Origin of the sequence: Agromyces luteolus (assembly GCF_009729855.1) — a bacterium.
Taxonomy (GTDB): domain Bacteria; phylum Actinomycetota; class Actinomycetes; order Actinomycetales; family Microbacteriaceae; genus Agromyces; species Agromyces luteolus.
In genome coordinates this window covers 80,210-99,274 of sequence record NZ_WODA01000006.1, presented here as the reverse complement: position 1 = coordinate 99,274, position 19,065 = coordinate 80,210, and the positions used below count along the sequence as shown (strand labels likewise).

19 protein-coding genes are annotated in these 19,065 nt (G+C 73.4%); 9 read left to right on the top strand and 10 right to left on the bottom strand.

Going from position 1 to position 19,065, the window contains the following annotated elements; genetic code table 11:
- Positions 1-11: 11 nt before the first annotated feature.
- The 4 genes from GLX25_RS04080 to GLX25_RS04065 all read right to left on the bottom strand — a co-directional run bounded on the left by GLX25_RS04080 (position 12) and on the right by GLX25_RS04065 (position 3,604).
- Complete coding sequence (locus tag GLX25_RS04080) at positions 12-857, bottom strand: exodeoxyribonuclease III (RefSeq protein WP_155840920.1); 846 nt, start codon at positions 855-857, stop codon at positions 12-14.
- 115 nt (positions 858-972) lie between these two features.
- A complete protein-coding gene (locus tag GLX25_RS04075; RefSeq protein ID WP_155840919.1) occupies positions 973-2,463 on the bottom strand; it encodes a cell wall-binding repeat-containing protein in 1,491 nt (496 codons plus the stop codon).
- Positions 2,464-2,581: 118 nt separating this feature from the next.
- Entirely contained in the window at positions 2,582-3,112 is a 531-nt protein-coding gene (locus GLX25_RS04070) for a DUF6328 family protein (protein WP_240898140.1), read from the bottom strand.
- 9 nt (positions 3,113-3,121) lie between these two features.
- A complete protein-coding gene (locus tag GLX25_RS04065; protein WP_338081366.1) occupies positions 3,122-3,604 on the bottom strand; it encodes a hypothetical protein in 483 nt (160 codons plus the stop codon).
- Between GLX25_RS04065 and cofE the strand changes: the two genes are divergently transcribed.
- From cofE to fgd, 6 genes are all read left to right on the top strand, one after another.
- Positions 3,591-4,373, top strand: a complete 783-nt coding sequence (gene cofE / locus GLX25_RS04060) for a coenzyme F420-0:L-glutamate ligase (RefSeq protein ID WP_338081365.1) — start codon at positions 3,591-3,593, stop codon at positions 4,371-4,373. The two genes, GLX25_RS04065 and cofE, sit on opposite strands and share 14 nt — an antisense overlap.
- Positions 4,374-4,463: 90 nt before the next feature.
- Positions 4,464-5,237 (top strand): GntR family transcriptional regulator, encoded by a 774-nt coding sequence (locus GLX25_RS04055; RefSeq protein ID WP_155840917.1) that lies wholly within the window; start codon positions 4,464-4,466, stop codon positions 5,235-5,237.
- Between the two features lie 154 nt (positions 5,238-5,391).
- Positions 5,392-6,390: a TIGR03557 family F420-dependent LLM class oxidoreductase gene (locus GLX25_RS04050; protein ID WP_271192352.1), complete on the top strand. Its 999-nt coding sequence runs from the start codon at positions 5,392-5,394 to the stop codon at positions 6,388-6,390.
- Positions 6,387-7,256 (top strand): coenzyme F420-0:L-glutamate ligase, encoded by an 870-nt coding sequence (locus tag GLX25_RS04045; protein WP_155840916.1) that lies wholly within the window; start codon positions 6,387-6,389, stop codon positions 7,254-7,256. Before GLX25_RS04050 ends, GLX25_RS04045 begins: the two co-directional genes overlap by 4 nt.
- Entirely contained in the window at positions 7,253-8,230 is a 978-nt protein-coding gene (locus GLX25_RS18460) for a CofC family guanylyltransferase (RefSeq protein WP_271192353.1), read from the top strand. The genes GLX25_RS04045 and GLX25_RS18460 overlap by 4 nt, the downstream gene beginning before the upstream one ends.
- Entirely contained in the window at positions 8,227-9,252 is a 1,026-nt protein-coding gene (gene fgd, locus GLX25_RS04035) for a glucose-6-phosphate dehydrogenase (coenzyme-F420) (RefSeq protein ID WP_271192354.1), read from the top strand. The genes GLX25_RS18460 and fgd overlap by 4 nt, the downstream gene beginning before the upstream one ends.
- Positions 9,253-9,441: 189 nt before the next feature.
- Here fgd and ggt read toward each other — a convergent pair whose 3' ends face one another.
- The gene (gene ggt / locus GLX25_RS04030; protein WP_155840915.1) at positions 9,442-11,289 is read right to left on the bottom strand and encodes a gamma-glutamyltransferase; all 1,848 of its coding nucleotides are present in this window, start codon (positions 11,287-11,289) and stop codon (positions 9,442-9,444) included.
- A 158-nt stretch (positions 11,290-11,447) separates the two neighbouring features.
- Between ggt and GLX25_RS04025 the strand changes: the two genes are divergently transcribed.
- From GLX25_RS04025 to GLX25_RS04015, 3 genes are read left to right on the top strand one after another with little or no spacing between them, the layout of a single operon-like run.
- Positions 11,448-12,740 (top strand): LolA family protein, encoded by a 1,293-nt coding sequence (locus GLX25_RS04025; RefSeq protein ID WP_155840914.1) that lies wholly within the window; start codon positions 11,448-11,450, stop codon positions 12,738-12,740.
- Positions 12,741-12,750: 10 nt separating this feature from the next.
- Entirely contained in the window at positions 12,751-13,749 is a 999-nt protein-coding gene (locus GLX25_RS04020) for an ABC transporter ATP-binding protein (protein ID WP_166548427.1), read from the top strand.
- A complete protein-coding gene (locus GLX25_RS04015; RefSeq protein WP_155840913.1) occupies positions 13,736-14,653 on the top strand; it encodes an ABC transporter permease in 918 nt (305 codons plus the stop codon). The genes GLX25_RS04020 and GLX25_RS04015 overlap by 14 nt, the downstream gene beginning before the upstream one ends.
- Positions 14,654-14,689: 36 nt before the next feature.
- On the opposite strand, the gene GLX25_RS04010 is transcribed toward GLX25_RS04015, so the two are convergent.
- From GLX25_RS04010 to GLX25_RS03990, 5 genes are all read right to left on the bottom strand, one after another.
- Positions 14,690-15,316 (bottom strand): MSMEG_1061 family FMN-dependent PPOX-type flavoprotein, encoded by a 627-nt coding sequence (locus GLX25_RS04010; RefSeq protein WP_155840912.1) that lies wholly within the window; start codon positions 15,314-15,316, stop codon positions 14,690-14,692.
- A 41-nt stretch (positions 15,317-15,357) separates the two neighbouring features.
- Positions 15,358-15,843 carry a nucleoside/nucleotide kinase family protein gene (locus GLX25_RS04005; RefSeq protein ID WP_155840911.1) on the bottom strand — a complete coding sequence of 162 codons (486 nt, stop codon included), beginning with the start codon at positions 15,841-15,843 and terminating at the stop codon, positions 15,358-15,360.
- 172 nt (positions 15,844-16,015) lie between these two features.
- Positions 16,016-16,861, bottom strand: coding sequence for an ABC transporter ATP-binding protein (locus GLX25_RS04000; RefSeq protein ID WP_166548426.1), 846 nt, complete (start codon positions 16,859-16,861; stop codon positions 16,016-16,018).
- Positions 16,858-17,973, bottom strand: a complete 1,116-nt coding sequence (locus GLX25_RS03995; protein WP_155840910.1) for a putative F420-0 ABC transporter permease subunit — start codon at positions 17,971-17,973, stop codon at positions 16,858-16,860. The genes GLX25_RS04000 and GLX25_RS03995 overlap by 4 nt, the downstream gene beginning before the upstream one ends.
- Positions 17,973-18,992: a putative F420-0 ABC transporter substrate-binding protein gene (locus tag GLX25_RS03990; RefSeq protein ID WP_155840909.1), complete on the bottom strand. Its 1,020-nt coding sequence runs from the start codon at positions 18,990-18,992 to the stop codon at positions 17,973-17,975. The genes GLX25_RS03995 and GLX25_RS03990 overlap by 1 nt, the downstream gene beginning before the upstream one ends.
- Positions 18,993-19,065 lie beyond the last annotated feature (73 nt).

The window sequence follows — 19,065 nt, the reverse complement described above, 5'->3', positions numbered from 1 at the left end:
CCTCGGCGGTGTCAGCCGAAGATCATGGGCAGGTCGTCGTCATCGGTCGACTCCTCGCGAGCGAGCTCCACGAGCACGGGCACGTGGTCGCTCGGTGCGTCGCCCTTCCGCTCGTTGCGGTGGATCGAGGCATCCGTCACCTGGTCGGCGAACGCGGACGAGCCGAGCACGAAGTCGATCCGCAGGCCCTCGTTGCGGGGGAAGCGGAGCTGCTTGTAGTCCCAGTAGGTGTAGCCGGTCGGGACGATCGGCCGGACGACGTCGCTCAGGCCCGCCTCCTCGAGCGCGCGGAACGCCGCGCGCTCGGGCGGCGAGACGTGGGTGGTGACGCCCTCGATGACGGTCGGGTCGCCGTTGTCCTCGTCGAGCGGCGCGATGTTGAAGTCGCCCATGAGCGCGAAGGGACGCTCGGGGCGCGCGGTCGTCTCGCTTCGGGCGAGGTCGGCGAGGGCGGCGAGCCAGTCGAGCTTGTACGTGTAGTGCGGGTCGCCGAGGGAGCGGCCGTTCGGCACGTAGAGGCTCCAGAGGCGGATGCCGTCGACGGTCGCGCCGATCGCGCGCGCCTCCTTCGGCAGGTCGGGGCCCTCGTGCCCCTTGAGGAAGCCCGGCATGCCGGGGAACTCGGTCTCGACGTCGGCGATCGGCAGGCGGCTCGCGATCGCGACGCCGTTCCACTGGTTCAGCCCGTGGAGGGCGAGGTCGTAGCCGGCCTGCTCGAACGCGTCGTGCGGGAACTGCTCGGCCTTGCACTTGATCTCCTGCATCGCGAGCACGTCGACGTCCTCGCGCACCATCCAGTCGACCACGCGCCCGTATCGGGTGCGGATCGAGTTGACGTTCCAGGTGGCGATGCGCATGGATGCAAGCCTAGGGTCGGCCGCCGACCGTGCCGGACGCCCGGACGACTCGCGGACCCGGAACGGAGAGGGGGTGCCGAACCGTCGGCACCCCCCTCCTCGTCGGCCCTGCCGGTCAGCAGCGCTTCAGCGGCTCCTCGAACGAGATCTCGGAGAAGTACCCCAGGAGGTACGTCTCGTAGACGCCGAGGTCGGCGATGTGCTCCTGCACGGCGTCGGGCACGCACGTCGGCGGCACCGTGTACATCGGGGCGTACGCGAGGCCGCCGGCGAGCGCGGCACCCGAGAGCGCGTCAGGGAACTTCGTGCCGTTCGTGACGAACGCGTACACGGAGTTGGCGCCGGCGGGGGCGTGCCACGCCCATTCGTTGATCGCGAGCGACGTGGCGTAGCGGTCCGGGCCGGACAGGCGGAGCATGCCGTACTGCGCCCACAACTGGTCCTCGATGCCCGTGGACACCACGGCGGTGCCGCCGGCGATGATGACCGCCTCGGGCGATCGGTTCGCGATCGTCTTCATGGTCGCGTCGTTGAGCGACGCCGACCTGCCCGGGACGATCAGCACCGGCTCGCGGTACGCGGCCGCGGCGTTGCTCGCGGCGAGCGCGTCCGGGAAGTTGAGTCCGGTCGCGATCCAGACCAATTCGGTCGCGCCGAACGCGCCGTCGACGATGAGGCGCGAGGTGGCGTACCGGTCGGCGCCCGCGTACCGCTTCACGTCGGCGCCGGGAACGAGCCCGGCGAGCGTCGACTGCACGCTCGCCGACACGGCGACCGTTCCGCCCGCGATGTGGATCGTCGCGGGATCCAGGCGCACGAGCTCGTCGGCGATGGCCCCGGGGACGGCGGTCGGCGACACGAGCAGCAGCGGCCCGCCGCACGTGGCCGCCGCGGGTGCGGCGCTCAGCGCATCGGGGAAGTTCTGTCCCGACGCGACGTACACGCAGTCCACGCCCGACGGGAACTCGGCCGCGATCGCCGCGGAGGTCTCGTATCGCGTCGCGCCGGCGATGTAGTCGCTCAGCATCGGGGCGAGCACCTCGTCGATGCCGGGGGAGTCCTGGCCGTCGGCCACGGCGATCTGCGACGCGTACGCGGCGAACGCCTGGTTGGGGTAGAAGTCGGGGAGCAGCTTCGAGCCGGCCGATCCGTCCTCCACCAGTACGACGTAGTCGCCTGCGTCGAGTCCCGTGATCGAGTAGGACCCGTCTGCCGCGCTGGTCGCGCTCGCGACCGGCGCGGAGAGGGTGCCCGTCCCGGCGTCGTAGGTGAACGCCGTCACCGTCGCGCCCTGCAGCGGTGCGGCCGCGTTGTAGTCGACCAGTTCCTCGATCGTCCCCGAGATCGACCCCGTCCCCGCGGAACGGAGGGACATCGCGGCATCCGAGGACTCGACGGCGGCCGCCGTCGCGGACGCCCCGAGGGAACGACCGTCGCGAGGGGCGATCGGATCGGTGCGCGGCTGCTCCGATTCCACGGACTGGGACTGCGCCAGCGGGCGGTCGGGTTCGGCGGCATGGGCGGGGAGCGCGCCGGCGCCGAGGAGGGTGAGGCTTGCGGCGAGCACGGCAGCGCGTCGCAGCCCCGCGGGGGCGGTTGACACCATCGTCGGATCCCTTTCAGGGTCGTAGGGTTTCGGGGCTCGGGCAGCCCCTCCGGCACATGCTAGGCGGCGGGGGATCCGGTGCGCGACACCCCCACACGGGGCACGCTCGGCGCCGGCGTCAACGCCGTCGCGGCTCGTGCCGGCCGATGCGGGGCACCACGGTCCAGAACGCGAGCAGCAGGAGCAGCGCCACTCCGCCCGCGACGTACCCGGCCTGGCGGTTCACGGTCACGTCGAAGATGAGCATGGCCACGCCCGCGGCCACGAGCGACACGACGACGAGCAGGATCAGCAGCAGCGTGTTCGCGATCCGCACGACCCGGTCCTTCTGCTTCTTGCCGCTGAGCTGCCGGTGCAGGATCACGGGCGCGAGGCCGAGCATCGTGGCGGTCGTCGCGAGGACGACGAGCACGAGGTAGAGCACGACCTCCCCTGCCTCGAGCTCGGCGAACTTCGGCTGGAACGCGACGGCGAGGAGGAATCCGGTGATGAGCTGCGTGCCGGTCATGACGACGCGGAGCTCCTGGAGGATGTCGTTGAACTTCCGGTCCTGGCGTTCGGCCTCGGTCTCGTGGCGCTCCTGTGCCGCCCCCGAGTGCTCTGCTCGGGGCGCCGCCGCGCCCGCCTCGTCCATCGAGTGGGATGCCATGGCCGGATGCTACGCCGGTTGCACGCCCGACGCGGTGATCCCCGCGCCGAGCGCGAACGCGCCGACCATGAGCACCATCCCGACGATCGGGATCCAGAACGCGATGCGCTTGAGGACGAGCACGACGACCGCGGCGACGAGCGCGATCAGTGCGACGACGATCGGCAGGATCATGGCGAGCAGCATGCCCGTGCCCATGCGGTCGTAGTCGCACGTCGAGGAGGCCCCGCACGAGTCGCCCGCGAACGCGAGGAAGAACGAGAAGAAGAGCAGCACGAACGCCAGTCCCGCCATGAGGGCGAGCAGCACGATCGTGAGCACCAGGTCCCACACGATCACGGGCCGCTTCGCGGGTGCGGCGACGACCTCGGACATCCGACCCTCCCCCGGGCGCGCCCCGCGCGCCTGACCGAAGTCTGACAGCGAGGGCGGCTGCTGCCAAGATGTGAGGAGGGCGAGCGGAGGGTGCGGCGTGGGCGTGAGGTACAGCATCGAGGGCGTCGAGGGCCTGCCCGAGATCGGCGTCGGGGTCGACCTGGCGGCGCTCATCGTCGGCGCGATCGACGAACCGCTCGCCGACGGCGACATCCTCGTCGTGACGTCGAAGATCGTCTCGAAGGCCGAGGGGCGCATCGTGCAGGCCGACGATCGGGAGCAGGCCATCACCGACGAGACGGTCCGCGTCGTCGCGACCCGCCAGACGGGCGAGTTCACGACCCGCATCGTCGAGAACCGGCTCGGCATCATCGGGGCCGCCGCGGGTGTCGACGCGTCGAACGCGCCGGAGGGGACGGTGCTGCTCCTGCCCGTCGACCCCGACGCCTCCGCCCGGGCGCTGGCCACCGGCATCCGCTCGCTCACCGGCGCGCGGGTCGGGGTGCTGCTCTCCGACACGCTCGGTCGGCCGTGGCGCGAGGGGCAGACCGACATCGCGATCGGTGCGGCCGGCGTGCACGTCTTCGACGACCTCCGGGGGCAGTCGGATGCCGCGGGCAAGCCGCTCGCGGTCACGATGCCGTGCGTGGCCGACGAGCTCGCCGGCGCGGCGGAGCTCGTGAAGGGCAAGTCCGCCGGCGTGCCGGTGGCGGTCGTCCGCGGGCTCGGCCATCTCGTGGGCGACCTCGACCTGCCGGGCGCCCGCTCGATCGTGCGACCGGCCGATCGCGACCTGTTCCGCCAGGGCGCCGAGGAGGCGTACGACGAGGGCTATCGCGCCGGCTTCGACGAGGCGCAGGCCGAGGGGCCGCTGCGCGCGGAGTGACGGGTTCGCGCCCGCCGGCACGGCGCGCAACTCGATTTCTGGATCCAAGATGCAGACTTCGCCGTGATCTTTCCGATACATTCGGGATCCATGACGGCAGGCGAGACCAACGGTGCTGACGAGTCCATCGACGCCGGGGCGCCGCGCGATCCCGAGGCCGCGCTCGCTCGACTCGCCGGCCGCCACGCCGTCGGGTACCGGTCGGTGGGCGTCATGGCGTACGACATCATCCGCGAGGCGATCCTCGACGGAACGCTCCCGCCCGGGCACAAGCTGCGGCAGGAGACGCTGGCCGAGCTGATCGGCGTCTCGCGGCTGCCCGTGCGCTCGGCCCTCATCCAGCTCGAGTCCGACGGTCTCGTGGAGTTCCACGATCGGCGCGGAGCCGTCGTCAAGTCGCTCTCGGTCGAGCAGGCGCGCGAGGTCTACCAGTTGCGCATCCTGCTCGAGACGGAGGCGCTGCGGCAGTCGATGGCCGACATGACCGACCAGCGCCTGGCCCGCCTCCGCGAACTCGGCCGCACCGCCGACGCGAAGCAGGAGGGAGGCGACTTCGTCGACGCGAGGACCGCGTTCTACGCGGAGCTATACGACGCCGCCCGCCGCCCGATCCAGTGGGAGCTCATCGAGCAGCTCCGGCTGAAGGTCGGTCGCTACATGCTCGGGTGGCGCCTCGTCGGTGACGACACGCACCACCACTCGCACGACGAGCTGACGGATGCCGTCGCGGCGGGCGAGGTCGAACCCGCCGTGCAGCTGCTGCAGCATCACCTCGAGGGGGTGCGCGACGGCGTGCTGGAGATGCTCGAGGCGGAGACCCTGGCGCAGGCGACCCCGGCCCGTCGTCGGCGTTCGCGAGGCTGAGCCGCCCCGCCGGCCCGCCCGGCCGGATTACTGGCACCTTCTGCTTGCATTTTGGATCCAGTATCCGAGATAATGGCCAAGCGGGAGGTGGACCCGCCGTTCGGGCCGACCGGCCCCGAATGACACCACTGCGACGACGCGTCAGGATGGAGGGGTGTCAGTGCACATCGGCTACGCCGCGATGCTCGAGCAGTTCCCTCCATCCGACGCGGTCGCGTATGCGGAACTGGCGGAGCGGCACGGGTTCTCCGGGACCATGGCGACCGACCACTTCCAGCCCTGGCTGCCGCAGCAGGGGCAGTCGGCCCACGTCTGGAGCGTGCTCGGCGCGATCGGCGCGCGTACCCGGGGCGACTTCGGTCCGGGGGTCACGACGCCGACCTTCCGCACCCACCCAGCGGTGGTCGCCCAGGCCAGCGCGACGCTCGCCTCCATGTACCCGGGCCGCCACTGGCTCGGGATCGGCTCCGGCGAGGCGCTCAACGAGCACGTCGTCGGGGAGTACTGGCCCGAGGCCCACGAGCGCATCGCGCGCATGTTCGAGGCCGTCGAGGTCATCCGCAAGCTCTTCTCCGCCTCGATCGCCGGCCGCGAGGTGCGACACCACGGCCCGCACTTCCGCATGGAGACGACGCGCCTCTGGACCATGCCGCCCGTCGCACCCCAGGTGCTCGTGGCCACCAACGGTCCGGTCACCGCACGCCGGGCCGGCAAGGCGGCCGACGGGCTGATCACGACGGGCGGGCCGTACGAGCGGCTCGCGGCGCTCGTCGCCCGCTTCGCCGAGGGCGCCCGCGAGTCGGGTCGCGACGCGAGCGCGATGCCGCGAGTGCTGCAGCTCCACGTGTCGTGGGCCGAGACCGACGCCGAGGCGATGCGGAACGCCCTGACCGAGTGGCCGATCGGCGGCATGCGCTTCTCGCGCAGCGACATCCGCTCGCCCTTCGAGTTCGAGCAGCTGGCCCGCACCGTGCGCCCGGAGGACTTCGAGGGTCGGATGCTCGTGTCATCCGACCCCGACGTGCACCGCGCGCACCTCCAGCGCCACCTCGACCTCGGCTTCGACCGCATCTACCTCCACAACGTCGGCCGCAACCAGCAGCGGTTCCTCGAGGTGTTCGGCCGCGACGTGCTTCCGGGGCTGCGCGCATGAGCGCGGCGACCCGGGCGCGGCCGGCGGGCCGGACGCTCGCCGTGCGCGTGCTCGAGGGGATCGGCGAGATCCGTCCGGGCGACGACCTCGTCGAGGTCATCCTCGCGTCGGCCGGTGGCGCGCTCGCCGACGGCGACATCCTCGTGGTGACCTCGAAGGTCGTCTCGAAGGCCGAGGGGCGGATCGTGCGGGCCGCGGACCGCGAGCAGGCGATCACCGACGAGACGGTGCGGCTCGTCGCGACCCGGGCGCACGAGGGCGGCGTCACGCGGATCGTCGAGAACCGGCTCGGGATCGTGGCGGCGGCCGCCGGAGTCGATGCGAGCAACACCGACGACGGCACCGTGCTGCTGCTGCCCGTCGACCCCGACGCCTCCGCCCGCCGGATCGCCGAGGGCCTGCGGACGCGCACCGGCCGCCTGGTCGGCGTCATCCTGAGCGACACCCTCGGCCGCCCGTGGCGCGAGGGCCAGACCGACGTCGCGATCGGCGCCGCCGGCGTGCACGTGCTCGACGACCTGCGGGGCACGACGGATGCCGCGGGCAAGCCCCTCTCGGTGACCATGCCGTGCGTCGCCGACGAGCTCGCCGCGGCCGGCGACCTGGTCAAGGGCAAGGCGAGCGGATGTCCCGTGGCCGTCGTCTCTGGTCTCGGGCATCTCGTCGGACCCCTCGACCTGCCCGGGGCGAGGTCGATCGTCCGGCCCGCAGAGCGCGACCTGTTCCGCCTCGGCGCCGACGAGGCGATGTCGCAGGGCATGACGGCGGGCCGCACCGCCGGCTACTCGGCCGGTCGCTCGATCGGGTTCGCCGAGGGCTTCGCCGCGGCGCTCGCCGCCGTCGACCGGGAGCGGGTTCCCCGGTGAGCCGGCGAGCGGATGCCCCCGGCTGGACGGTCGTCGTCCCGGTCAAGTCGCTCACGGGCGCGAAGACCCGGCTCGCGCCCGAGCTCGGGCCCGCGGAGCGGGCCGCGCTCGCGCGGGCGTTCGCGCTCGACACGATCGACGCCGCGCGTGCGGCGGGGGGCGTGCGGCGGGTGCTCGTCGTGTCCGACGAACCGGTCGTCGAGCGCGAGCTGCGCGGCGTCGCCGGGGTCGACGTCGTGCCCGAGTTCGGTCCGCGCGGCCTCGCCGCCGCGATCGCCCACGGCATCGCCGTCGCTCGAGCGGCCGGGACGCCGGTGCTGCTGCCGTCGCTGCCGTCGACCGCCCCCGCAATCGAGACGTCGCAGATGCAGGCTGAGGCCCGCCATCCGGGACGTTTCGATGAGGAAGCCCGCGCGGGGGGACGCTTCGAAGCACAGCCCCACGTCGAGACGTCGCAGATGCAGGGTGCGGATCGCCATTCGGGACGTTTCGATGAGGAGCCGGCGGGTGGCGCGCCCGACGCGGTCGCCGTGCTGCTCGGGGACCTGCCGGCCATGACCTCGGCGCACCTCGATGCGGCGCTCGAGGCCGCGGCGCGGCATCCGCTCGCCTTCGCGGCCGACGCCGAGGGCACGGGCACCGCGCTCGCGACCGCGCTCGCCGGAGTGCCCTTCACGGCGCACTTCGGACCCGACTCGGCCGCCCACCACCGTGCGGCCGGCTTCGCCGACCTCGTCGCGCTCGAACCTGGGGCGATCGCGCCCGGACTGCGTCGCGACGTCGACACCGCGGGCGAACTCCGCGAGGCGATCGGACTCGGCGTCCGCGACCGCACCGCCGAGGTCGTCCGCGCACTCGGCGACCGGCTCGACCTCGCCGACGGCGTCGCGCCGCGGCATCCGCTCGACCCATCGACCGCGCCCACGGGCGCCGCAACCGCGCCGCACGGCGCAGACAGGAAGGCAGCATCGTGACCCTGACCCTCGGATACAAGGCCAGCGCCGAGCAGTTCGACCCGCGCCAGCTCGTCGAGATCGCCGTCGCGGCCGAGGCGCACGGCATGGAGTCCGTGTGGACGAGCGACCACTTCCAGCCGTGGCGGCACACCGGCGGGCACGCGCCGTTCTCGCTCACCTGGATGGCGGCGGTCGGCGAGCGCACCTCCACGGTGAAGATCGGCACGAGCGTCATGACGCCGACGTTCCGCTACAACCCGGCCGTGCTCGCGCAGGCGTTCGCATCGCTCGGCGTCATGTACCCGGACCGCGTCATCGCCGGCTTCGGCACGGGCGAGGCGCTGAACGAGATCGCGACCGGCTTCCAGGGCGCGGGCGAGCAGGAGTGGCCCGAGTTCCGCGAGCGCTACGCGCGGCTCCGCGAGTCCGTCCGGCTGATGCGCGCCCTCTGGAACGGCGAGCGCGTGAACTTCGAGGGCGAGTACTACTCGACCCACGACGCGTCGATCTACGACCGACCGGATGGCGGCGTGCCGATCTACATCGCGGCGGGTGGACCGCAGGTCGCGAAGTACGCCGGCCGGGCCGGCGACGGCTTCATCTGCACGTCGGGCAAGGGCGCCGGGCTCTACGTCGACCAGCTCATGCCGGCCGTGAAGGACGGCCTCGAGGCCCGAGGCGACGGACTCGCGTTCGACGGGTACGACCGGATGATCGAGATCAAGCTGTCGTACGAGGAGGACGAGGACGACGCGCTCGACAACTGCCGGTTCTGGTCGCCGCTGTCGCTGTCGAAGCAGCAGAAGCACGACATCACCGACCCGGTCGAGATGGAGCAGGCCGCCGACGCGCTGCCCATCGAGGAGATCGCGGGGCGCTGGATCGTCGGCACCGACCCCGACGAGGTCGTCGACGAGATCGGCCAGTACGTGAAGTGGGGCTTCAACCACCTCGTGTTCCACGCGCCCGGCCACGACCAGCTGCGATTCCTCGAGCTGTTCGAGCGCGACCTCGCGCCGCGGCTGCGCGCGCTGGGGTAGCCGGTCGCACCGGTGGTCGAGCAGGCCGCGGAGGTCCGATCGGCGGTCGAGTAGGACGCGCAGGTCCGATCGGTGGTCGGTAGGCCGCGGAGGTCCGATCGGTGGTCGAGTAGGACGCGCAGCGCCCGTATCGAGACCCGCGTACGGTCTCGATACGCCGCTCCGCGGCTACTCGACCACCGGACCGCCTCAGCCGGTCGGCTCGAGCACGAGCCCGGTGCCGCCGCCGCGGCGCTCGGGCTCGGCCGCGGCCGTCATGAGCCCGTCGGCGTCCACCTCGATCGCGGCCGCCGCGCCGATCTCGCCGGTCGGGTTGATCACGTGCCCGTAGGGCGCGAGGTCGTCGGCGTACTCCGAGATGAAGTCGGCTTCGGCGAGGACCGCTGCCGTGTTGCGCTGCGTCGCACGCGGTGCGGCGACGGCCTCCGGCATGGTCATGCCGAGGTCGATGCGGTTCAGCAGGATCTGCACGACCGTCGTGATGATCGTCGAGCCGCCGGGCGAGCCGACCACGTAGCGCACGTCGCCGTCGTCGAGCACGATCGTGGGCGACATCGACGAGCGCGGGCGCTTGCCGGGCTCGACGATGTTCGGGTCGTCGGGGTTCGGCACGAAGCTGAAGTCGGTCAGCTCGTTGTTCAGCAGGAACCCGCGACCCGGCACGGTCATGCCCGATCCGCCCGTCTGCTCGATGGTGAGCGTGTAGGCGACGGCGTCGCCCCACCGGTCGACGACGGAGAGGTGCGTGGTCGACGGGCCCTCGGCGCCCTCCGGCATCGCCGCCGCCGCCGCAGCGCAGCCGGTCGCGTCGAGCGCGCCCGGTGCGACCGGCTTGACGGATGCCGCGTCCGGGTCGATCTCGCACGCTCGCGCGTCGGCGAACTCCTGGCTCAGCAGCGTCTCGGTCGGCACGTCGACGAAGGCCGGGTCGCCGACGTACGCGTTGCGGTCGGCGAACGCGTGTGCGGTCGACTCGAGGTAGAGGTGGAGCGCCTGCCCCGGGTCATCCGCCGACGGCTCGAAGTCCTCGAGGATGTTCAGCGACTCCCCCACGGTCGTGCCGCCCGACGACGACGGCGCCATGCCGTAGACGTCGAGGCCGCGGTAGTCGACGTGCGTCGGGTCCTGCAGGAGGGTCTCGTACCCGGCGAGGTCGTCGGCGGTCATGGAGCCCGGATAGGCCGGAAGGGTCGCGTCGGCGGTCGTGATCGGGTCCTGCACGAGCTCCGCGATCTCGTCGGCGATCGCACCCTCGTAGAACGCGTCCGTGCCGCGCAGCGCGATCTCGCGGAGCGTCTTCGCAAGATCGGGGTTCCGGAACGTCGAGCCGACGACGGGGAGCTCGCCGCCCGGGAGGAACAGCTCGGCAGTGGCGGGGAACTGCGCGAAGCGCGCCTGGTTCGCCGCGGTCTGCGCCCGGAAGGTGTCGTCGACCTCGAACCCGCGCGTCGCGAGGAGGATCGACGGCTTCAGCATCTCCTTCAGCGACTCGGTGCCGAACTCGTCGAGCGCGGTCTCCCAGGTCGCGAGCGTGCCGGGCACGCCGACGGATAGCCCCGAGTACACGACGTCGAAGAAGGGGTACGGTGCACCCGTCGCCGGGTCGATGAACGCATCGCTCTCCATCGCGGCCGGGGCGGTCTCGCGGCCGTCGATCGTCGTGACCTCGCCGGTGGCGGCGTCGAAGTGCACGAAGTACCCGCCGCCGCCGATGCCGGCGCTGTAGGGCTCGGTCACGCCGAGCGCGGCGGCCGTGGCGACCGCGGCGTCGGCGGCGTTGCCGCCCTTGCGGAGGACCTCGAGTCCGATGCGGCTCGCCTCGGCGTCGACGGATGACACGGCGCCGCCGTACCCCGTCGAGGTCGCGGGCGAGGGCGGCGCCGGCCTGCCCGCCGTGACGCTCGCACCGGGCGGCGCGGCGGACGGCAGGGCGACCGCCGGACCGGCGGCGACGAGCCCTCCGGCCGCGAGCGCGGCAGCGGTGGCGATGCCCGCGCGGCGGAGCGCGGAGCGGGAGCGGACTTCGGTGTCGACCATGGAATACCCCCCGAACTGGTTACAAGCGAATGCTGCCCACCGTAGACCCGCGACGCGACACCGGGCAATGGGGTTGCGCGTGTCGTCGTTCGTCGGGGAGCCTGCGAATTCGCTCCCGGACCGGCCGCGTCGGCATCCGGCGGGCGTAGCCTGAGGGCATGAGCCCACGCCGCACCGGGCCGTCCCGCTTCCGAGCCCGCACCGTCGTCCCCGCCGTCGGGGTGCCGGTCGCGATCGCGATCGCCGTGCTGGTGCCGATGCAGGCGAACGCCACGGTCGACCTGCCCGACAAGACCCCGGAGGAACTCGTCGCGTTCGCGAAGGCGAGCGACGTCGACGCGCTGTCGGGCACGATCGAGCAGCGCTCCGAGCTCGGCCTGCCCGACCTCGGCGCGCTCACCGGCGGCGCCGGCGGCGGCTCCGGCACGGGCGACGCCGAGGGCGGCGGCGACCCCGCGGCATCCGACACCCTCTCGGATCTCGTGTCGCTCGCGACCGGCAGCTTCGACGCGAACGTGTACCTCGACGGCGAGCGCGCCAGGCTGCAGGTGCTCGACCGGATGGCCGAGCGCAACGTCTACGTCGCCCCCGGCGAGGCGTGGTTCGTCGACTCCGAGTCCCAGACCGCGACGCGCCTGAGCGTGGCCGACGGCGCCGACGTCGAGGGACTCGAGGCCGAGCTCGAGCGGCTCGCCGACGAGGCGACGGCGAAGGCCGAGGCGGACCTCCCCGACGGCGAGCAGTTGCCGACCCCCCAGCAGCTGCTCGACCGAGCGCTCGATCGGCTCGACGAGACCACGGAGGTCTCCGTCGGGACCGACGGGCGCGTCGCCGGCCGCGACGTGTACGAGCTCGTGCTCGTGCCGCGAACCGACGAGACGCTCGTCGGCGAGATCCGCGTCGCGGTCGACGGCGAGAACGGGGTGGCGCTGGCGGCATCCGTCACCGCCCGCGGCGCCGACGCGCCCGCCTTCGAGACCGGGTTCACGGATGTCTCGTTCGCCGCGCCCGACGCGTCGGTGTTCGACTTCGAGCCGAGCGATGCGTTCACGGTCCAGGAGGAGACGCTGCCGCTGCCGAGCGTCGACGAGCTCCGGCAGCGGCTCGCCGAGGCCGAGGCGCGGGAGGGGTCGGGGGCGGACGCCGCGGCCGACGCGCCGCATCCGGTCGTCCACGGCGAGGGCTGGGCCACGGTCGTCGAGTTCGATGCCGCGACGGCCGCGGAGATGATGGCCGAGCACCGTGGTGACGACCCGGTCGCGCCCGCGACCGAGCCGCCCTTCACCGAGGGCGAGGCGCTCGACCTGCTCGACACGCTCACGACCCCCGTCGAGGGCGGTCGGGCGCTGCAGACGTCGCTCCTGTCGGTGCTGTTCACCGACGACGGACGCGTGCTCGCCGGGTCGGTGCCGGTCGACGCGCTCGTCGGGTACGCCGAGTCGGGTCGCTGACGGGCCGCCGGTGAGCGACCTCGCCATCCGGACCGACGGACTCACCAAGCGCTTCCGCGCGCAGGTCGCGGTCGACGCCATCGACCTCGCCGTGCCGCGCGGGTCGGTGTTCGGCTTCCTCGGGCCGAACGGATCGGGCAAGACCACGACCATCCGGATGCTGCTCGGACTCGTCGGGGCGACCTCCGGCACCGCGCGGGTGCTCGGCACCGACATGCCGAAGGGACTCGACGACGTCCTGCCCCGCGTCGGCGCGCTCGTCGAGGGGCCGGCGTTCGCGCCGTTCCTCTCCGGTGCCGCGAACCTCGCCCGGTTCGACGCCGCCGACCGGCACGCCCCGCCGTCGACGCGGGCCCGGCGCGTGGCGGCCGCCCTCGACCGGGTCGGACTCTCGCACGCCGCCCGCAAGAAGGCGGGCGCCTACTCGCTCGGCATGAAGCAGCGCCTCGGCCTCGCGAACGCCCTGCTCATGCCGCGCGACCTGCTCGTGCTCGACGAGCCGACCAACGGCCTCGATCCCCAGGGCACGCGCGAGGTGCGCTCGCTCATCCGCTCGTTCGCGGCCGACGGCACGACGGTGTTCGTCTCGAGCCACCTGCTCGCCGAAGTGGAGCAGCTCTGCACGCACGTCGGGGTGATGAGCGCGGGCCGGCTCGTCGCCCAGGGCACGCTCGACGAGTTCCGCCGGTCGGGGGCCTCCCGGGTCGAGGTCGTCACGCCCGACGCCGAGGCCGCGCGCGCGGTGCTGTCTCGCCTGGGTCTGGCGACGGATGCCGCGCCCGCGGCCCGGCCGGAGGCGGCGCCCTCAGGCGGGTCCGGCGACGCGCTCGTCGTCGCCGCCCTGCCGACCGACGACTCCGGCGGCGACGGCGAGGAACCTGCCGCGGAGGCGATCGTCGCCGCCCTGGTGCGCGACGGCGTCCGCGTCCGCGGCTTCGCGATCCGCCGCACGAGCCTCGAGCAGCGCTTCGTCGAGCTCACCGGGGAGGGCTTCGATGTCGTCGCCTGAGGCATCCGCGGCCGTCGGCGCCCCCGCCGGTGTCGGCGACGCTCCGGCCGTCGACACGCCCCGGACGGCTCCTGCACGCCCACGCGGCGGCGGCCTCGCCTCGCTCCTCGCATCCGAGACCGTGACGCTCCTCCGACGCCGGCGGACCTGGGCGATGCTCGCGGCGCTCGCGCTCATCCCGATCCTCATCGCGATCGCGATCCGCATCGCCGGCCCGTCCGGCCCGGGCCGCGGTCCGGCCTTCCTCGACCAGGTCGCCGGCAACGGCCTCTTCGTCGGCATGACCGCGCTGGTCGTGGCCACCCCGCTGTTCCTCCCGCTCACGATCGCGGTCGTCTCGGGCGACACCATCGCCGGCGAGGCGAGCCACGGAACGCTGCGCTACCTGCTGATCGCCCCGGCGGGGCGCCTGCGACTGCTCTCGGTCAAGTACGCGGTCGCGGCCGTGTTCTGCCTCGCGGCGGCGCTCACCGTGGTGGTCGTCGGCACGCTCGTCGGCTGGATGCTGTTCCCCGTGGGTCCGGTCACGCTCCTCTCCGGCGGGCAGATCCCCGTCGGCGAGGGCCTGCTGCGCCTCCTCGCGATCGGCGCGTACGTCGCCGTCTCGATGCTCGGCCTCTCCGCGATCGGCCTGTTCGCGTCCACGCTCACGGTCGTGCCGGTCGGCGCGATGGCCGCGACGGCGATCCTCGCGGTCGTCGCGCAGATCGTCGGCGCGATCCCGCAGCTCGAGTGGGTGCATCCGTTCCTGTTCACGGACCGCTGGTTCGACTTCGCCGACCTGCTGCGCTCGCCGCCGTCGTGGGAGTCGTTCGGCGACAACGCGCTGCTGCAGGCCGCGTGGATCGCGGTGTTCGGCGGGCTCGCGGCCTGGCGGTTCGCGACGCGCGACATCCTGTCCTGAGGTCGGCCCGGGCGGGGCGGATGCCGCGCTCGCGCGCTACCCGTAGATGCGGTCGGCGTACGACGGCCCGTAGTACTCGTCGAGCTCGGCGACATCCGCCTCGGGCCGTTCGAGGGCCTTGGCGATGAGCGCGCGCCGGCGGACGGCGTCGGGCGTCCAGGACTCGGGCTTCCACGCCTGCGAGCGGAGGAATGCCTTCGAGCAGTGGAAGAACACCTCGTCGATGTCGACGACCAGCGCGAGCGCAGGCCGGTGTCCCTTCACGACCAGGCGATCGAAGAAGGGCGCGTCGCGCACGATCGTCGCCCGGCCGTTGATGCGGAGCGTGTCGCCACGGCCGGGCACGACGAGGATCAGCCCGACGTGCGGGTTCCGCAGCACGTTGTGGAAGCCGTCGGCGCGCCGGTTGCCGGGGCGCTCGGGGATCGCGATGGTCGTGTCGTCGAGCACGTGCACGAAGCCGGAGGGGTCGCCCTTGGGCGAGACGTCGAGGTCGCCGTGCTCGTCGCCGGTCGCGACGAAGGCGAGGGATGCCGCGGCGAGCCATTCGCGGTCGATCCCGCTGAGGCGGTCGCGCGTCTTCTCGGAGGCCGCCTTCGTCGGGGCGCCGAGGATCGCCTCAAGCTCCTCGGCCGTGGTCACGGAGATGCCGCGTTCGCTCATGCGTCCCATCCTGTACCCCGTGCGCGCCGGCGCCTCAGCGGTCAGCCCGTCGCGGCGCGGCGCTCGCCGATGCTCGGCGGGAGCTTGCAGAGGTCGTAGAAGTACCGCGTGGGCGCGGACTCGTCGGTCAGGTCGATGATCACGTTCGTCGAGGCGTGGGGGAGTTCGTCGCCCGCGAGCGTCCAGACCGTGAAGTGCCAGATGCCGCGGACGGCGTCGTTCAGCAGGCGCCGGCCGTCGACGACGAGCACGGCGTCGTCGGCCTCGGCTCCCGCGAGCGTGCCGGCGCGGAACGGATCGACGGTCTCCGCGCGGAGCTCCTCCTCGGAGACGTCGCCGAGCGAGACCCGCACGGCGGGGTGCCCGCGCTCGACGAGCGTCGCCGCGAGGTCGTCGGCGAACCGCGCGGCGGATGCCTCGGAGGCGCCCTCGACCGCGACCAGGCGTCGCCCGCGCCACGAATTGTGCAGGAACTCCTCCGCGACGGACTCGACGAGCGCCCGGCGGTCCTCGGTCACCTGTGCCATGGCGGCCACGCTACGCCGATGCCCGCGCCGCGGCATCCGAGTTCGCAGGACGGCCGTCGATCGACAGGACGTTCCACGCCGGAGGGTCCTGCAGTCCGACGGATCTCCTGTGAACCGGGAGCAGTCCGGGCGTCGCGCGCACCGAGGGAGCGAACCGCGCCGCGGCATCCGATCAGGCCGGCTCGGGCGCAGGTGCCGGCTCGGGCGCGGCCGGCGCATCCGCGTCGGCGGGCGCGAACGCCAGCAGTGGCCGACCCGTCGACGGATGCCGCAGCACGCTCGCCTCCACGCCCCAGACCGCGCGGATGAGCGGCGGGGTGAGCACGTCGGAGGGGTCGCCCGCGGCGACCACGACACCGTTCGCGAGCACGACCACGTGGTCGGCGTACGACGCGGCGAGCGAGAGGTCGTGCAGCGCGGCGAGCACGCTGAGCCCGTCGTCGGCGAGGCGGCGGAGCAGCCCGAGCGTCGCGAGCTGCGCGCGGATGTCGAGGTGGTTCGTGGGCTCGTCGAGGAGGAGCAGCTCGGGCTCCTGCGCGAGCGCGCGCGCGAGGTTCACGCGCTGGCGCTCGCCGCCCGAGAGCTCGTCGTAGCGGCGGCCCGCGAACGCCGTCGCGTCGGCGGCCTCGAGCGCGCGCGCGACGACCTCGCGGTCGCGGGTCGAGTCGCCGCCCCACGCGGACTGGTGAGGGATGCGGCCGAGGCCGACGACGTGCTCGACGCCGAGGGCGTCGGGCGCCTGCGCGTCCTGTTCGACGAGCGCGATGCGCCGGGCGCGCTCGCGTCGCCGCAGCGAGACGAGGTCGTCGCCGTCGAGCGTGAGCGAGGCGACCTCTGGACGTTCGACGCCCGCGAGGAGGTGCAGCAGCGTGGACTTGCCGGCGCCGTTCGGGCCGAGGAGCGCGCCGACCGCGCCGCGCGGCACGGTGATGTCGACGCCGTCGACCACGAGCCGCGACCCGCGCGCGAACGAGACGCGCGAGCCCTCGAGGCCGTTGCCCGGGCGCCCGCCGCTCACGACGTCCTCCGAGCGCGCAGCAGCAGCGCCGCGAACACCGGCCCGCCGACGAGGGCGGTGAGGATCCCGACCGGCAGCTCCCGCGGATCGAACAGCGTGCGGGCTCCCGTGTCGACCCAGACCAAGAACACCGCACCGGCGAGCGCCGACAGCGGCAGCAACGCGCGGTGCCGCGCGCCGACGACGAGCCGCACCGCGTGCGGAAGGACGAGGCCGACGAACCCGATCGCCCCGCTCACCGCGACGAGCGCGCCGGTGAGCAGCGCGGTCGCGACGAGCAGCAGCGCGCGCGTGCGCGGCACGTGGATCCCGAGGGCGGATGCCGCGGTGTCGCCGAACGCGAAGGCGTCGAGCGTGCGCCCGGTCGCGAGCAGCGGCAGCCCGACGATCGCGATCGCGGCGCCCGCGAGGGCCGCGGCCGGCCAGCCGGCGCCGGCGAGCGAGCCGAGCAGCCAGTTGAGGATCTCGCGGTAGCTGTCGGTCGTGGCGCTCCAGAAGATCACGAGGCTCGTCACCGCGCCGAACACGGCCGACACGGCGAGCCCCGCGAGCACGGTCGTGGTCGGGCTGAGCCCGCCGGCCGCGCGCGCGAGCCCGAGCGTCGCGGCGAGGGCAGCGAGGGCGCCCGCGAACGCGGCGACGGGGAGGGCGACGGCCATGCCGAGCACGAGCACGATCACCGCGCCGACCGACGCGCCCGACGAGAGGCCGAGCAGGTAGGGGTCGGCGAGCGGGTTGCGCGTGAGCGCCTGCATGACGACGCCGCAGATCGCGAGTCCGGCGCCGACCGCGGCGGCGGTGAGGACGCGCGGCATGCGCAGCTCCCAGACGATCGCGTCGCGGAGCGGCGACAGCGTCGGCTCGCCGAGCCCCAGGTGCGCGGCGATCGACGCGAGCACGTCGCCGGGCGCGAGCCCGGCCGGCCCGATCGTCACGGCGAGCACGACGGATGCCGCGAGCAGCGCGACGAGCGCGCCGCCGACGCCGACCGCGGTCCAGCCCGATCGTCGAGTCGCAGCCGGAGGCCGCGTATCGAGGCCCCGCCGAGGCTGGGAAGGTCTCGATGCGCCGGCTGCGCCGGCTACTCGACCACCGGGTGTCTGGATCGCCATCAGAGTGCCCCGAGCTGCTCCACGATCGAGGCGACCGCGTCGACGTTGCGGACGCCGGCCTCGGTCGACGGGAAGTCGACGATCACGTAGCGGCCCTGCTGGACCGCGGGCATGGCGGCCGTCGCGGGGTTCGCCTCGAGCTTCTCGATCTTCGCCTCGGCGGTGTTCCACGCGGCGTCGACGAGCACGATCACGTCGGGGTTCGCGTCGACGACGGCCTCCCACGAGAGCGAGGTCCAGGTGTCGTGCACGTCGGCGGCGACGTTCGCCAGGCCCGCGGCCTCCATGATCATCTGCGGCGCGCCGATGCCGGCGCCGACGAACGGCTGGTCGTCGCCCGAGGAGTACCAGAGCGCGGTGAGCCCGTCGTCGCTCGGCTCGATCGCCTCGAGCGCGGCGCGCTGCTCCGCGACGAGGTCGGCCGCGGCATCCGTCGCACCGAAGATCTCGCCCGCCTCCTCGAAGCCGGCGAAGACGCCGTCGAAGGTCAGCGGGTCGGGCATGTAGCCCTCGGCCTTGCACGCGGCGGGCGCGACGTAGGTGTGCACGCCGAGCTGCTCGAGCGTGGCGCGGTCGCCCGCGCCCTCGGCGCTGAGGTTCGACTCCCAGCCGGCGAAGACGAGGTCGGGCTCGGCGGCGAGCGTCGCCTCCTGCGAGGGCACCTTGTCGGAGAGGATCTCGATGCCCGCGGCGGCGTCGGCGAACTCGTCGGGCACGGGTCCGTCGGTGAAGGCGGCGCCGACGACGCGGTCCTCGAGGCCGAGCGCGAGCAGGAGCTCGAGCGTCGACGACTTGATCGTGACGACGCGCTCGGGGGCGGCGTCGAAGGTCACCTCGGTGCCGCAGTTGTCGATCGTGACGGGGAAGCCGGACGCGGCGGCGTCCTGGCCGGCGCTCGCGTCGTCGGAACCGGCGTTCGCCGTCGTGGCGCACGCGGCGAGCAGGGCGACGGATGCCGCGGCGGCGAGCGGCGCGATGACGCGCGCGGCACGGGATCGGGGGTTCGTGAACGTGGACATGGGGCCTCCGGGACGGTGTGCGTTGCGTGATCCGACGAACGTCGGCGACTCGCGGCCCAATCCCGGGCCGGCC

Excerpts from the sequence above, each read along its gene's own strand:
- GLX25_RS04015 (WP_155840913.1), top strand. The coding sequence starts at position 13,736 with ATGTCGTCGCCTGAGGCATCCGCGGCCGTCGGCGCCCCCGCCGGTGTC.
- GLX25_RS03990 (WP_155840909.1), bottom strand. The coding sequence starts at position 18,992 with ATGTCCACGTTCACGAACCCCCGATCCCGTGCCGCGCGCGTCATCGCG.
- GLX25_RS03995 (WP_155840910.1), bottom strand. The coding sequence starts at position 17,973 with ATGGCGATCCAGACACCCGGTGGTCGAGTAGCCGGCGCAGCCGGCGCA.
- GLX25_RS04025 (WP_155840914.1), top strand. The coding sequence starts at position 11,448 with ATGAGCCCACGCCGCACCGGGCCGTCCCGCTTCCGAGCCCGCACCGTC.
- GLX25_RS04070 (WP_240898140.1), bottom strand. The coding sequence starts at position 3,112 with ATGGCATCCCACTCGATGGACGAGGCGGGCGCGGCGGCGCCCCGAGCA.
- GLX25_RS04065 (WP_338081366.1), bottom strand. The coding sequence starts at position 3,604 with ATGCTGTACCTCACGCCCACGCCGCACCCTCCGCTCGCCCTCCTCACA.
- GLX25_RS04055 (WP_155840917.1), top strand. The coding sequence starts at position 4,464 with ATGACGGCAGGCGAGACCAACGGTGCTGACGAGTCCATCGACGCCGGG.
- GLX25_RS04005 (WP_155840911.1), bottom strand. The coding sequence starts at position 15,843 with ATGGCACAGGTGACCGAGGACCGCCGGGCGCTCGTCGAGTCCGTCGCG.
- GLX25_RS04075 (WP_155840919.1), bottom strand. The coding sequence starts at position 2,463 with ATGGTGTCAACCGCCCCCGCGGGGCTGCGACGCGCTGCCGTGCTCGCC.
- GLX25_RS04045 (WP_155840916.1), top strand. The coding sequence starts at position 6,387 with ATGAGCGCGGCGACCCGGGCGCGGCCGGCGGGCCGGACGCTCGCCGTG.
- GLX25_RS04080 (WP_155840920.1), bottom strand. The coding sequence starts at position 857 with ATGCGCATCGCCACCTGGAACGTCAACTCGATCCGCACCCGATACGGG.
- ggt (WP_155840915.1), bottom strand. The coding sequence starts at position 11,289 with ATGGTCGACACCGAAGTCCGCTCCCGCTCCGCGCTCCGCCGCGCGGGC.
- GLX25_RS04010 (WP_155840912.1), bottom strand. The coding sequence starts at position 15,316 with ATGAGCGAACGCGGCATCTCCGTGACCACGGCCGAGGAGCTTGAGGCG.